At 35.1% G+C, this 13,532-nt stretch carries 14 protein-coding genes; 8 read left to right on the forward strand and 6 right to left on the reverse strand.

What is annotated here, in order from left to right; all coding sequences use genetic code 11:
• Positions 1–2: 2 nt before the first annotated feature.
• Positions 3–1,115: a pyruvate dehydrogenase (acetyl-transferring) E1 component subunit alpha gene (pdhA, locus tag CD29_RS00985; protein WP_036181900.1), complete on the reverse strand. Its 1,113-nt coding sequence runs from the start codon at positions 1,113–1,115 to the stop codon at positions 3–5.
• Between the two features lie 385 nt (positions 1,116–1,500).
• On the opposite strand from pdhA, the gene def reads away from it, so the two are divergent.
• Entirely contained in the window at positions 1,501–2,055 is a 555-nt protein-coding gene (gene def / locus CD29_RS00990) for a peptide deformylase (RefSeq protein ID WP_036181902.1), read from the forward strand.
• Between the two features lie 396 nt (positions 2,056–2,451).
• Here def and CD29_RS00995 read toward each other — a convergent pair whose 3' ends face one another.
• Entirely contained in the window at positions 2,452–3,222 is a 771-nt protein-coding gene (locus CD29_RS00995; protein ID WP_036181904.1) for a Cof-type HAD-IIB family hydrolase, read from the reverse strand.
• Positions 3,223–3,706: 484 nt separating this feature from the next.
• On the opposite strand from CD29_RS00995, the gene CD29_RS01000 reads away from it, so the two are divergent.
• Positions 3,707–3,916, forward strand: a complete 210-nt coding sequence (locus CD29_RS01000) for a DNA-dependent RNA polymerase subunit epsilon (RefSeq protein ID WP_036181906.1) — start codon at positions 3,707–3,709, stop codon at positions 3,914–3,916.
• A 5-nt stretch (positions 3,917–3,921) separates the two neighbouring features.
• Entirely contained in the window at positions 3,922–5,589 is a 1,668-nt protein-coding gene (gene rnjA, locus CD29_RS01005) for a ribonuclease J1 (RefSeq protein WP_036181908.1), read from the forward strand.
• A 392-nt stretch (positions 5,590–5,981) separates the two neighbouring features.
• Here the strand turns inward: rnjA and CD29_RS01010 are convergent, their stop codons facing one another.
• The 4 genes from CD29_RS01010 to CD29_RS01025 all read right to left on the reverse strand — a co-directional run bounded on the left by CD29_RS01010 (position 5,982) and on the right by CD29_RS01025 (position 8,877).
• Complete coding sequence (locus tag CD29_RS01010; protein WP_036181910.1) at positions 5,982–6,641, reverse strand: potassium channel family protein; 660 nt, start codon at positions 6,639–6,641, stop codon at positions 5,982–5,984.
• An 85-nt stretch (positions 6,642–6,726) separates the two neighbouring features.
• Positions 6,727–7,422, reverse strand: a complete 696-nt coding sequence (locus CD29_RS01015; protein ID WP_036181912.1) for a Type 1 glutamine amidotransferase-like domain-containing protein — start codon at positions 7,420–7,422, stop codon at positions 6,727–6,729.
• 32 nt (positions 7,423–7,454) lie between these two features.
• The gene (locus CD29_RS01020; RefSeq protein ID WP_268870967.1) at positions 7,455–8,231 is read right to left on the reverse strand and encodes a class I SAM-dependent methyltransferase; all 777 of its coding nucleotides are present in this window, start codon (positions 8,229–8,231) and stop codon (positions 7,455–7,457) included.
• Positions 8,232–8,433: 202 nt separating this feature from the next.
• Positions 8,434–8,877 (reverse strand): TlpA family protein disulfide reductase, encoded by a 444-nt coding sequence (locus tag CD29_RS01025; RefSeq protein ID WP_036181914.1) that lies wholly within the window; start codon positions 8,875–8,877, stop codon positions 8,434–8,436.
• Between the two features lie 252 nt (positions 8,878–9,129).
• Between CD29_RS01025 and CD29_RS01030 the strand changes: the two genes are divergently transcribed.
• Genes CD29_RS01030 through CD29_RS01050 form a run of 5 tightly spaced genes read left to right on the forward strand, consistent with a single transcriptional unit; the run spans position 9,130 to position 13,459 of the window.
• Positions 9,130–9,672, forward strand: a complete 543-nt coding sequence (locus CD29_RS01030; protein ID WP_036182128.1) for a helix-turn-helix domain-containing protein — start codon at positions 9,130–9,132, stop codon at positions 9,670–9,672.
• A 14-nt stretch (positions 9,673–9,686) separates the two neighbouring features.
• The gene (locus CD29_RS01035; RefSeq protein WP_088322072.1) at positions 9,687–10,790 is read left to right on the forward strand and encodes an ABC transporter ATP-binding protein; all 1,104 of its coding nucleotides are present in this window, start codon (positions 9,687–9,689) and stop codon (positions 10,788–10,790) included.
• Positions 10,780–11,586, forward strand: coding sequence for an ABC transporter permease (locus CD29_RS01040; protein WP_036181918.1), 807 nt, complete (start codon positions 10,780–10,782; stop codon positions 11,584–11,586). Before CD29_RS01035 ends, CD29_RS01040 begins: the two co-directional genes overlap by 11 nt.
• Entirely contained in the window at positions 11,586–12,386 is an 801-nt protein-coding gene (locus tag CD29_RS01045) for an ABC transporter permease (protein WP_036181921.1), read from the forward strand. Before CD29_RS01040 ends, CD29_RS01045 begins: the two co-directional genes overlap by 1 nt.
• Positions 12,383–13,459 carry an ABC transporter substrate-binding protein gene (locus CD29_RS01050; RefSeq protein ID WP_036181922.1) on the forward strand — a complete coding sequence of 359 codons (1,077 nt, stop codon included), beginning with the start codon at positions 12,383–12,385 and terminating at the stop codon, positions 13,457–13,459. The genes CD29_RS01045 and CD29_RS01050 overlap by 4 nt, the downstream gene beginning before the upstream one ends.
• Positions 13,460–13,532 lie beyond the last annotated feature (73 nt).

Here is a 13,532-nt window from a genome sequence, read left to right on the forward strand (position 1 = left end):
GGTTATCTCGACTCCTTCTCTTTATAGATTGAATATTGCTCTTGTAAGTTCACAGGTAATTCTTCATACATATTCGTAATTAGGTCTGTCACCGTTTGTTTAGGTGTTTCATCAGCGATTTTAATCGCTTCTTTAATTTCTTCTTTTGCTCTTTCAATAACTTCTTCTTCTTTTGCTTCAGACCATAATCCTTTTCCTTCTAAATAATTACGGAAACGAACAATCGGATCCTTAGCTGCCCACTCATTGTCAATATCTGTCGTTCTGTATCGTGTTGGATCGTCACCAGACATTGTGTGTGGACCATAACGGTAACAAACAGTTTCAATTAACGTTGGACCTTCTCCATTAATTGCACGTTCTCTTGCATCACGTGTTGCAACATAAACCGCTAATGCATCCATTCCATCTACTTGAACACATGGAATACCAGCTGCAATACCTTTTTGTGCAAGCGTTTTCCCAGCTGTTTGTAATTCGCGTGGCGTTGAAATCGCGTATTGGTTATTTTGAATGATGAAGATTGCTGGCGATTTAAATGCTCCTGCAAAGTTAATACCTTCATAGAAGTCACCTTGTGATGAACCGCCGTCACCTGTATAAGTAATCGCAACATTTTTCTTGCCGCGTTTTTGCAATCCTAATGCCACCCCAGCAGTTTGGATGTATTGTGCACCAATAATAATTTGAGGTGCTAATACGTTAACACCCTCTGGAGCTTGGTTTCCTACAAAATGACCTCTACTAAATAGGAACGCTTTTGATAATGGTAAGCCATGCCATACAATTTGAGGAACATCACGATAGCCTGGTAAAATCCAGTCTTCTTTTTCTAGCGCAAAATGTGAAGCTATTTGTGATGCTTCTTGACCTGCAGTTGGAGCATAGAAACCAAGTCTACCTTGACGATTTAAAGAAATAGAACGTTGATCTAGAATTCTTGTATAGACCATTCTTGACATTAGTTCTACCAATTCTTCATCAGATAGTTTTGGTTCATTTTCCTCGCTAACAATTTCCCCTTTTTCGTTTAAAATCTGGAACATTTGGAACTTTTCTTCCACTTCATTTAATACCGCTTTTGGATTATATTGATTTGAAAGTTTTTCTCCCATACGACACCTCTCCTTTATCTGTATCAGAATTTTTTCATTTTTTATTGGTACAACACATCTTGAAATTTAGTATATATAAATATTTCCAATCGGTCAATCACTTATTATTCTAATAATCATCATTTTTTTGTACTTAAAGACACTTAATAACTGTTATATATACTTTTATGTCTGTGTTATAACAGACCTGTTTTTCTCCTGCTATTCGTAAACTATATTTTAGAAAATAAAACCTAAACCAACTATATATTACCCTTTAAGGTCAACAATTAAAAAAAATTTCATAAGATTTCTTTTTTTTCATATGTTATTTTATATAATGGAAACCAATAGATTTCGACTTTTATATTTTATATAGTTAGTCAATTTTGAAAGGAAGAATTTTATGATTTTAATGGATAATATAATTCGTGAAGGTCATCCGACATTACGAGTGAAAGCAGAAGAAGTTAAATTTCCTTTAACCGAAGAAGATAAAAATTTAGCAGCTGACATGTTAGAATATCTTATTAATAGCCAAGATCCCGAAACAGCTGAAAAATATGGATTACGTCCAGGAATTGGTCTTGCAGCTAATCAAGTCAATGTATCAAAACGAATGTTTGCGCTTCATTTAGAAGATGAAAAAGGAGAACTATTAAGCTTTGTAGCAATTAACCCTAAAATTGTAAGCCATTCTGTTGAAAAAACTTACTTAACTGGCGGTGAAGGTTGTCTTTCAGTAGATCGACAAGTACCAGGTTATGTACCTCGATACGCTAGAATCACTGCTAAGTTTTTCACAGTTGATGGTAAGGAACAAAAAATGCGTTTAAAAGGATTACCTGCAATTGCTTTTCAGCATGAGTTAGATCATTTAAACGGCATTATGTTCTACGATCATATTAACGAAGAAAATCCATTTGCCTCAATTCCAGATTCAATACCATTTGGTGAATAGTACTCGATCAAATTCGCCTTGGCGTATTTGCACCTGCCGCAAGCTTTCGGTGCAGTCAAAACATTACCGCCCAGATTTTATCGAGCTTAGGCCAACAAAATCCCTTTTGCGACGAGGAGCTACCGCACCGCAGGAGCAGGATGTTGGTCACTTAGACGTTGCCACAGGACGTGGCGCTCTTAGTCTAAAGTTCATTTAATAAACCTTTGAAAATCTGTGGCATCCGCCGGAGGCTATAACTTCATTCAGTCATGGTTTGAATACGCACCCAAAGGTATTTCTTATGCATTAATCTCAACAATGATAGAAGTGGAAGACTTTTACTGAATGAAGTTAAACAAAAATAAGGAGATGCCCAAGCATTTGGCATCTCCTTACTTATAATAGTAATAAGGTTTATATTATTTTTAATTCCTTTAATACGTTAGCAAGTCCATCTTCATCAACATGACCTGCAATTACATCTGCAACTGCTTTTGCTTTCTCATGTCCATTACCCATTGCCACACTTATACCAACAGTTTGTAACATCTCAATATCATTTAAACCATCTCCAAAGCCGTATACATTCTCTAAAGGAATATTCATCTTATCAAGTATCTTTTGAATACCACGTGCCTTCGATCCATCTTTTGGAAGAATATCACAGGAAAACTCATGCCAACGTATAAATTTAACATTAGGGAACTGTTCCATATAAAGCAGCTCATCTTTTTCTTCCATAAAAATTAATGTTTGGTATACATTATTTGATCTATAAAATTGAGGATCAATAATTGGATATGGATGTTTTAAAGTTTCTAAACTAATCGTAATATTAGAATCCCCTTCAACAGAAGCAATCATTTTACTATCATCAATAAAAACAACCGGATGATTCCTTTCATGGCCAAATTCAATAATTTTCGTTAGCTGTTCCGCAGGTATTCCATCAGTAAAAATTACTTCACCTTTATATACAACATATTGACCATTAAATGTAACGTATGTATCTATTTCTAATTCATCGATAATCGGTTGAATCATAAAGGGTGCTCGACCAGTAGCAATCGCTATTTCATACCCATTTTCCCGTGCTTGAATTATAGCTTCTTTTGCAGATTCAGGTATCTTTTTCTCACTATTATATAGTGTCCCATCAATATCAAAAAATAATATTTTAGTCATTTACTAATCCTTTCCATGTATATTTCCTTGTTAACGAAAAACACTTTACATATATATTACTCTTCAATATAATGTAGTTAGGGAGTGATTTGCCATGTTAAAACGACTCAAAAAGAGAATTTTGAAACGATTAAATGGCATCCTCGGAAAAAAATCTATCGCTTAAGCCCTTCATTTAGAAGGGCTTTTCTTTATTTTAAATCAGTCACATGATAATATAAAGGAAATGCATTCTTTTTAACTTTGTTTAGTAAAATTCCCAACATTTTTATTTTATTATATAGCTTCGAAGTCTTGTTTTAAAATAATGTAAAAATGGGTTAGAACTTAAACTAAGCAATTACTATTTGTGAATCAGCAAATGGCAAACTAACTAAAAAACCTATATGCATTACAATAATTTTCAATTTTGGATTTGAATAGATTCACAAAATGTGGAAAAATTGAAAAAGATGCAAATTGTTCGTATCGAAGGAGAGAGAAAATGATTTACAAAGTTTATTATCAAGAAAATGCACATGAAGTACCAGTTCGCGAAAACACACAAAGTCTTTATTTAGAAGCTTCTTCAGAACGAGAAGTACGCCAATATTTAAAAGACCGTAATTACAATATTGAGTATATTCAATTATTAGAGGGCAATTATTTAGAGTATGAGCAAAATAGCCCGAACTTCCGATTGGAGAATGCTTAATCCACATGAAATTTGTAAAAAATGATCAAGCAGCCGTTTTCGCACTCGGCGGACTGGGCGAAATTGGTAAAAACACATATGCAGTACAATTCCAAGATGAAATCATCGTTATCGATGCAGGTATTAAATTCCCTGAGGATGATTTACTTGGGATTGATTACGTAATACCAGATTATACTTACTTAGTGCGCAATGCAGATAAGATTAAAGGTTTATTTATTACCCACGGACATGAAGACCACATTGGCGGTATTCCTTATTTACTTCGTCAAGTAAATATTCCAGTGTATGGTGGTAAATTAGCTCTTGGCTTATTACGTAATAAGTTAGAAGAACATGGTCTACTTCGTACGACTAAGTTAATTGAGATTAAAGAAGACGATGTCATCAAATTCCGAAAAACATCTGTTAGCTTCTTCCGTACAACTCACAGTATCCCAGACGCATTTGGGATTGTTGTTAAAACACCACCTGGAAATATCGTTCACACAGGTGACTTTAAGTTTGACTTTACTCCAGTTGGAGAACCTGCAAACTTAACGAAAATGGCTGAAATTGGCCGAGATGGTGTATTATGTTTACTTTCAGACAGTACAAATGCAGAGGTACCGAATTTTACTATGTCTGAAAGAAAAGTTGGCGAAAGCATCCATGATATATTTAGAAAAGTAGAAGGTCGTATTATCTTTGCAACTTTCGCATCGAATATTCACCGACTACAACAAGTTACTGATGCTGCCGCTCAATACGGACGGAAAATCGCCGTTTTTGGTCGCTCAATGGATAACGCGATTACAATCGGTCGTGAACTCGGGTATATTACAGCACCTAAAGAAACGTTTGTAGATGCGCAAGCTATAAATCGTCTTCCTGCAAATGAAGTAATGATTTTATGTACAGGCTCTCAAGGGGAACCAATGGCTGCGTTATCTCGAATTGCTAACGGTACTCATAGACAAATTCAAATTCAACCAGGTGATACAGTTGTATTTTCTTCGTCACCTATTCCTGGTAACACGACAAGTGTAAACAAAATTATTAACTTATTGTTCAGAGCTGGAGCAGAAGTTATTCACGGATCATTAAATAATATCCACACTTCTGGTCATGGTTCTCAAGAAGAACAAAAACTAATGCTTCGTCTAATCAAACCGAAATTCTTTATGCCTATTCATGGTGAATATCGCATGCTAAAAATGCATACAAATTTAGCGGTTGACTGTGATGTTCCAGCTGAAAACACGTTTGTCATGGAAAATGGAGATGTTCTTTCATTAAGTCCTAACGAAGCACATGTGGCTGGACGTATTCCTTCTGGTGACGTTTATATTGACGGAAGTGGAATCGGAGACATTGGAAATATTGTATTACGAGATCGTCGTATTCTATCTGAAGAAGGATTAGTCATTGTTGTTGTAAGTGTCGATATGAAAAAGCAAAAAGTAGTAGCAGGTCCGGATATTATTTCTCGTGGATTTGTCTATATGCGCGAATCTGGTTCACTAATTAGTGAGGCACAAAAAATGCTTGCTAGTCATTTAAGCGAGACAATTCAAGAGAAATCGACTCAATGGACTGAATTGAAAAACGAAATTAATGATGTATTAGGTCCATATTTATTTGAAAAAACAAAACGACGACCTATGATTTTACCAATCATTATGGAAGTTTAATAAAGAAAAGCGGAGAACGCCCGCTCAGCTCCGCGTCGGCGAAAACGCAACTTATCGCCGAAAACGCCACGTCCTGTGGCATCGTCGATATGACCAACGTCGTGTTGGCCTCTGTTGCATCGCCGACATGACCCACATCGTGTGGGCCTCAGCAACTGGCCGTCCGTAAACGCGACATCCTGTCGCACTACCGGCACTCGTACATCCATGTACTTCGGAGAAACCGACAAAAGGGCGCTCTTTGACCTTGCAGGCGGTTTTGAAGTTGCCGAGGAGCTGGCGTTCGAAGCTAGACATTACTCAGAAATGTTATACATTAACAGATAAAAGGTTTGCATGTTAGATGTCTTTCATCTACATACAAACCTTTTTTGTTTGTCTTCTTTCTTATATTATCCCATTGCTTTTTTTACAAATCGGTTAATATCCACAACCGCACCAATCACAAGCAATATGTCCCCTAATAGAATTTTTTCATCTGCTGTTGGAGAAATGATAATTGAATCATCGCGTTTTATCCCAACGATGTTTATTCCATAATTCGCTCGTATATCTAAATCTTTAATTGAGTAACCTGCTATTCGATCGTTTGCTTTAATTTCCATAATGGAATGCTCATCGGATAATTCTAAATAATCTAGAACATTACTAGACATTAAATTGTTCGCTATTCGAATACCCATGTCACGTTCCGGATGGATGATTTGATCTGCACCTATTCTCCCCAAAACTTTTGCATGATAATCGTTTTGAGCCTTGACTGTTACATTTGGAACACCTAGTTCCTTTAATATTAAGGTTGTTAGAATACTTGCTTGAATGTTTTCGCCAATCGCTACAATAACGTGTTCAAAATTACGAATACCTAGCGATTTAATTACTTCTTCATCTGTCGTATCTGCCACTGCGGCCTGTGTTGCAATTTTTGCGTATTCATCTACTCGTTCGGAATGAGCATCGATGGCCATTACATCGGCGCCAAGGCGAATAAGCTCATGCACAATGCTCCCTCCGAAACGTCCTAGACCAATGACTACGAATTCTTTTTTCATATTATACCTCCGCGAGAAATGAGTTAGTGCAAGAGTATTTTAACCCACACCTACTCCATTGTAAAAATGAGAATTCTATTTTCTGTTAACATAAATATTCCGTTTCGAGTTGTTTCTCAATAAATGCCCCATCAAATGCTGTTACATGATAGGCTTTTGCATTTGGTCTAGAGCTAACAATTTTATTGACTTCTCCATCTAAATAATGAATCCCAACACCATCATCAGCCGCAATACCCGGTTTTAGTCGGTTTGTTTGTATATAGTTTTGATAGGTTGGCCTTCTTAATTCTTCCCCATCATAATGTGGACAATGACTCCCTTTTAGTAATCCTAAACCATTAATAGGGTCTAACTGATCCCCATATGAATCTGTAAGCCCTTCTTCAAACCAGCAGATGGATCCTGCACTTAAGCCAGAAAGAATAACTCCTTGTTCATATGCTAATCTTACTATTTTATCTAATCCCCATTCGTTCCACAACGCGAGTAAATTTTTTGTATTTCCCCCACCCACATATAATATATCCTTTTCTAACACAAATCCCTCTAAATCTCTCGTTGGTGGTTTAAAAAGCGATAAATGAGAAGGTTCACATGGAAGTTTTTGAAACGATTCATAAAATCTAGCTATGTAGCCTTCAGCATCTCCACTAGCAGTAGGGATAAAACATATTTTTGGTTGTTTCTTATTTGATTGTTTAAGTATATATTCATCAAGTGCTAGATTGTTAGGTTCCATTGAAAAACCTCCACCACCAAGCGCAATGATTTGCCGCATTCTATTTCCTCCCTCTAATTAGTCAGTTATTCTTATTCTTTTAGTCCCACCACACAAATCCTTTTATAATCTGCAAGCCACTTCTTTCCGTCAAATAATTTTGGCTTTAATGAGCGTTCAACCTCACATATGATATTTTCTACTTGTTCTTGACTAATACCTTCAAATAACTGATTCCCGAACATTTTTATCCAATTTCTTAATCCATCTTCACCCTCTAAAGGTGTTGGTCGATCATAATGCTTTGCAAATAAAACTCGGAACCCAACACTCTCCATTAAACTAGCATACACTCCAATACTTGGGTAATACCATGGATTGTTTTTTACATCAAATTTATGTCCTGCGTTATTAATTTGCTTAATAATTTCATTTGTAATCGTTTGGACATTCCCCTTACCACCAAATTCTGCTACAAAGCGCCCAGTTACTTTTAAACTGGCATATATACATTCTAACGCCTTTTTAGGTGGTTGAACCCAGTGAAGGGTAGCATTTGAAAAGACTGCATCAAATGCATCTTCATACCTTAGTGATGTTGCATCTTGGATTTCAAACGCAATTTCTGGATACTTTGACTTTGCTTGCCCAATCATGTTTTCTGACTTATCAATCCCTATTACTTTTACACCACAGTCTAGCAATTTTTTCGCCAAATCTCCCGTACCACACCCTAAATCCAAAATGATTTCTCCTGCTTTTGGTTTAAGTAGTTCCAGTAACTGATTTCCATACTTAGATACAAACGAATGGTTCCCATCATATAAATTAGCGTTCCATTGGTCCTTCATTTGTTCGATTTTTTCCACAGTCTTCAAACTCCCATCAAATAAATTAACTTGATTATATTGAAAATTTCTCACAAAATGTAACACTATTTTTTGATGAGTCTTATAACCAAGAGTTATAAGACGAACTCCACTTTTTAGTAAATGAAAAAAGCTATTTAAAAAGATTATTTTCTAAATAGCTTTTTAGTACAAATTTTGAATTTTATTAGTAATGATTGTACTAATAGATATTTAATATCCTCTTAATACGATTTTCTAGCAATCTCATCCCACTTTCTCCTGCTTGATAGTGTCGTAAAACGCCGTACTCATCAAAAAGATAATATGCAGGTACTATTTGATTATCGAAACGATTTGTTATTATCATCTCATTATCAACTAAAATTGGTTGAGTTATGTTTAATCTCTTGGCCATTTCTTTTATATTAGCTAGATAGGTATCTTCGTCCGTTCGGGGCATATGCACTGAAATAACATTTAAGATATCTTTATATTGATCACGTATTTTGTTTATATCTGACATCGATTCTTTACAATAGTAGCAACTAACTGACCAGAAATGAACGAGAGTGGCTTTATCTCCAATTAGTTGTTCACGTTTTACCTCTCCATTAATCCACGTAGTAGGGCCACTTAGCTTTGGTAATGGCGAACGTAACTTCATCTACATGTTCCTCCTTAATAATAGTAAAAATCCAACAACAACAGATACTAATAATAAATTCAAAAACCTAAATTTCTGTTCATCAACTAATTCCAATTATGAATTTTTGGAAAAATTGCTAAAAAACATATTGAATATTACCATATTTTATGTATAATGATAATCGTTATTGTAAACTTTAGGTTTTGTATTTGTAAACTTCTTAAACTAAAAGTTTATGAAGACTAAACTTCGAAGGAGCAAGAATGCATGATGCAAATAGGAAGAAAAATCAAATCATTACGTCTAAAAAAAGGTCTAACACAAGAAGAACTTGGAGAAAGAACAGATTTAACTAAAGGGTACATTTCTCAACTGGAAAGAGATTTGAATTCACCATCCATTGACACACTCTTCAGTATATTGGAGGTTTTGGGAACTACTCCAAGAGAGTTTTTTGATGATTCAACAATTGAAGAAAAAATTGTTTATAACGAAGATGACCAAACAACCTTTTATGATGAAGAAAAAAAATACGAAATTAAATGGCTAATTCCTACTTCAAATGAAAAGGAGATGGAACCAGTCTACATAACACTAGAAAATGGTGGAGAATATAAATTATTTGAGCCCTCACTAGCTGAGACATTTATTTATGTTTTGAAAGGGCGCATTCGCGTCGTTATTGGAGATGAAGAATATATCGCCGGTGAAGGAAATGCAGTGTATTACGAAGCTTCGAGTAATCATCAATTATTCAATGCAAACAACGGAAAAACAGAGTTGCTTCTAGTAGCAACAGAATCATATTTATAGGCTTGGAGGCGAGAATATTGAGTAACACAATTATTCGTTTTGAAAATGTAACAAAATCTTATGATGATGAAGTTGTATTAAAAAATGTAAATTTTGAGCTTGAAAAAGGAAAGTTTTACACATTATTAGGTCCATCAGGATGTGGTAAAACTACCATTTTACGTATGATAGCAGGATTTACTGAACCAACAAATGGAAGTATTTATTTTAATGAAAAGAAAATTAACAATGTTCCAGCAAACGAAAGACAAGTAAATACCGTATTCCAAGATTATGCCCTATTTCCACATTTAAATGTTTACGAAAATGTAGCATTCGGGTTACGAATCAAGAAAATGAAGGAAATCGAAATAAACGAACGTGTATTAGAAGCATTGAAATTTGTAAACTTATCAGGTTTTGGTAACCGTGAAATATCAGAAATGTCTGGTGGTCAACGTCAACGTGTCGCTATTGCACGCGCAATCGTGAATGATCCTGAAGTAATTTTACTAGATGAGCCATTATCTGCCCTTGACTTAAAATTACGTTCAGAGATGCAGTATGAACTTCGCGAATTACAACAACGTTTAGGTAAAACATTTGTATTTGTTACTCACGACCAAGAAGAAGCTTTAGCGATGTCAGATGAAATCTTCGTGCTGAACGAAGGTGAAATTCAACAATCTGGTACACCAGTTGATATTTATGATGAACCAATTAACCGTTTTGTTGCTGACTTTATCGGTGAATCTAATATTGTTAATGGTGTAATGATTGATGACTTTAAAGTTCAATTTAATGGAAAAGTGTTTGATTGTGTTGACCAAGGGATGAAACCAAACGAAAAAATCGATGTAGTTATCCGTCCTGAAGACTTAGAAATTACAACAGTTGATAAAGGTAAATTAGTTGTTAAAGTGGATACTCAGCTATTCCGTGGGGTTCATTATGAATTATCAACTTACGATAGAGATGGTAATGAGTGGCTAGTTCATTCATTGAAAAAAGCAGATGTTGGAAAAGAAATTGGTTTAGACTTCGATCCAGAAGCAATTCACGTTATGCGTTTAAATGAAACAGAAGAAGAATTTGATAAACGATTAGAATCTTACGGGGAAGATGAAAATGGCAAATAAAGCAGCAAAAGGACCTCTATTTCCTTATATTATCTGGATCGCTCTTTTTGTAATCGCACCAATTCTATTGGTCGTATATTATTCACTGTTAGATTTAAATGGTAATTTTACGCTAGCAAACTATGCGAACTTCTTTTCTTCTGCTTATTTAACAATGACTTTAACTAGTTTCTGGTACGCATTTTTAATTACATTATTTACTCTTATCGTTGCTTACCCAACAGCTTACTTACTAACAAAAACAAAGCATAAACACTTATGGCTAATGTTCATCATCATCCCATCTTGGATTAACCTATTATTAAAAACATATGCGTTTATAGGCATCTTTGGATTATATGGCCCAATTAATGCATTTGCGCAAAGTTTTGGGATTGAACCGACACAAATTCTCTTTACAGATTTTAGTTTTATATTTGTTGCAGTTTATATTTTCATACCATTTATGATTATTCCTATTTTTAATGCACTAGACAAATTAAATCCAACACTTGTTTATGCAGCTAGGGACCTAGGTGCAAATCGAATTACAACGTTTCGCCGTGTAATATTTCCGTTAACAATTGAAGGGGTAAAATCAGGTATACAAGTTACATTCATTCCTGCCCTTTCACTATTCATGATTACACGTCTAATTGCTGGTAACCAAGTCATTACTTTAGGTACAGCAATTGAACAACAATTTTTAGTTGCTCAAAACTGGGGTATGGGATCAACAATTGCAGTATTCTTAATTTTATTTATGGTACTTATTATGTTATTCACCGGCCAAAAATCGAAAGGAGGTCGCGTATAGTGACAAAATTATCACCTGGTGCAAGAGTCTACTTAGGAATTGTCTTTATCATCTTATACGCGCCGATCTTCTATTTAATTTTCTATTCATTTAATAGTGGTGGCACGATGAATAACTTTGAATCATTTACTTTGGAACATTACCAAGATGTTTTTGATGATTCAAGACTTTTAGTGATTCTAATAAATACCGTTATTATTGCATTACTTTCAGGTTTAATTGCAACAGTTATAGGGACATTAGGTGCTATTGGAATCGTTTCAGTAAAGAATAAAAAAATGCGCAATTCAATATTGTCATTAAATAATGTGTTAATTGTTAGCCCAGACGTTGTAATTGGTGCTAGTTTCCTTATTCTATTTACAATGATTGGTGTGAAACTTGGATTTACTTCTGTACTTGTTTCACATATTGCATTTAGTATTCCAATAGTTGTATTAATGGTATTACCAAAATTACTTGAAATGAATACATCTTTAATCGACGCTGCGCAAGATTTAGGAGCTTCAAAAAGAGAGGTTCTAACTAGAGTCATTCTCCCTTATATCAAGCCCGGAATATTTGCCGGATTTTTCATGGCAATTACATATTCCCTTGATGATTTTGCGGTAACATTTTTCGTAACAGGGAATGGATTCTCAACATTATCGGTTGAAATTTATTCAATGGCACGTGCTGGAATTACACTAACGGTTAATGCAATTTCAGGTATTGTATTTATTGCCACAGTACTTATTGTTGTTGGTTACTATTTTGTAACAAATCGTACGAAAGTTTGCAATACGGGGGTGCAAGAATGAAATCATTAGTTCAAGCAACAATTGCAATCATTGTTACTTGTGCCCTGCTTTTCTTTGCTGCTCATCAGTTAGAAGCAGGTGGTACGCAAGGTAGTAAAGATACGATTACAGTTTACAACTGGGGAGAATATATCGATCCAGATTTGATTGCTCAATTTACTGAAGAAACGGGCATTAAAGTAATTTATGAAACGTTTGATTCAAACGAAGCAATGATGACGAAAGTTCAACAAGGTGGATCAGCATACGATATCGCTGTTCCTTCTGAATATATGGTGGAAATGATGAAAGAGGAAGATTTACTTATTCCCTTAGATCATTCAAAAATACCGAACATGAAAAATATCGATCCTTACTTCTTAGACTTAGCCTTTGATCCAGGAAACAAATATACAATTCCTTATTTCTGGGGAACTGTTGGTATCGTTTTTAACCCAACAATGGTAGAAGAACATTTAACTTTTGAATCGTGGGAAGATTTGTGGGACCCAACACTTGAAGGCAAAGTGTTTTTAGTAGATGGCGCTCGTGAAGTAATGGGAATGGGCCTCAACTCCCTTGGAGAATCATTAAATGCTAAAGATGATGTACTTTTACGTCAAGCAACGGATAGATTGATTTCTTTATCTCCTAATATTAAGGCAATCATAGGAGATGAAATTACTCCTTTAATGATTAATAATGAAGCAACAGTTGCTCTTACTTGGTCAGGTCAAGCTGCAGATATGATGTGGGAAAATGAGGATTTAGACTTTGCTGTTCCAGAAGAAGGTTCTAACTTATGGTTTGACAGCTTTGTTATCCCAAAAACAGCGGCGAATATTGATGGTGCACATGCATTCATTAACTTTATGTTAGATGCAGATGTATCAGCACAGAATAATGATTATGTAGGATACTCAACACCAAACGCAGCAGCGATGGAATTAATGGACCCAGAGGTTATTGAAGACGAACGCTTCTATCCAAGTGAGGAACTCCGTGAAAAATTAGAAGTATACGAAAACCTAGGTCTTGAATGGTTAGGTAAATACAATGAGTATTTCTTAGAATTTAAAATGTCCTTACGATAAGTAATTTGACTTGATTGGAAATCAAAGTGGCTGTTCTGCAAGCATGAGTAATGAATGACTCGGCTTCAGAGCG

This window comes from Ureibacillus manganicus DSM 26584 (assembly GCF_000772945.1).
Classification (GTDB): Bacteria; Bacillota; Bacilli; order Bacillales_A; family Planococcaceae; genus Ureibacillus; species Ureibacillus manganicus.

What these genes read in the sequence shown, in the direction of transcription:
- pdhA (WP_036181900.1), bottom strand. Translation starts at nt 1,115, where the DNA reads ATGGGAGAAAAACTTTCAAATCAATATAATCCAAAAGCGGTATTAAAT.
- CD29_RS01025 (WP_036181914.1), bottom strand. Translation starts at nt 8,877, where the DNA reads ATGAAGTTACGTTCGCCATTACCAAAGCTAAGTGGCCCTACTACGTGG.
- rnjA (WP_036181908.1), top strand. Translation starts at nt 3,922, where the DNA reads ATGAAATTTGTAAAAAATGATCAAGCAGCCGTTTTCGCACTCGGCGGA.
- CD29_RS01010 (WP_036181910.1), bottom strand. Translation starts at nt 6,641, where the DNA reads ATGAAAAAAGAATTCGTAGTCATTGGTCTAGGACGTTTCGGAGGGAGC.
- CD29_RS01015 (WP_036181912.1), bottom strand. Translation starts at nt 7,422, where the DNA reads ATGCGGCAAATCATTGCGCTTGGTGGTGGAGGTTTTTCAATGGAACCT.
- def (WP_036181902.1), top strand. Translation starts at nt 1,501, where the DNA reads ATGATTTTAATGGATAATATAATTCGTGAAGGTCATCCGACATTACGA.
- CD29_RS01000 (WP_036181906.1), top strand. Translation starts at nt 3,707, where the DNA reads ATGATTTACAAAGTTTATTATCAAGAAAATGCACATGAAGTACCAGTT.
- CD29_RS01050 (WP_036181922.1), top strand. Translation starts at nt 12,383, where the DNA reads ATGAAATCATTAGTTCAAGCAACAATTGCAATCATTGTTACTTGTGCC.
- CD29_RS00995 (WP_036181904.1), bottom strand. Translation starts at nt 3,222, where the DNA reads ATGACTAAAATATTATTTTTTGATATTGATGGGACACTATATAATAGT.
- CD29_RS01030 (WP_036182128.1), top strand. Translation starts at nt 9,130, where the DNA reads ATGCAAATAGGAAGAAAAATCAAATCATTACGTCTAAAAAAAGGTCTA.
- CD29_RS01040 (WP_036181918.1), top strand. Translation starts at nt 10,780, where the DNA reads ATGGCAAATAAAGCAGCAAAAGGACCTCTATTTCCTTATATTATCTGG.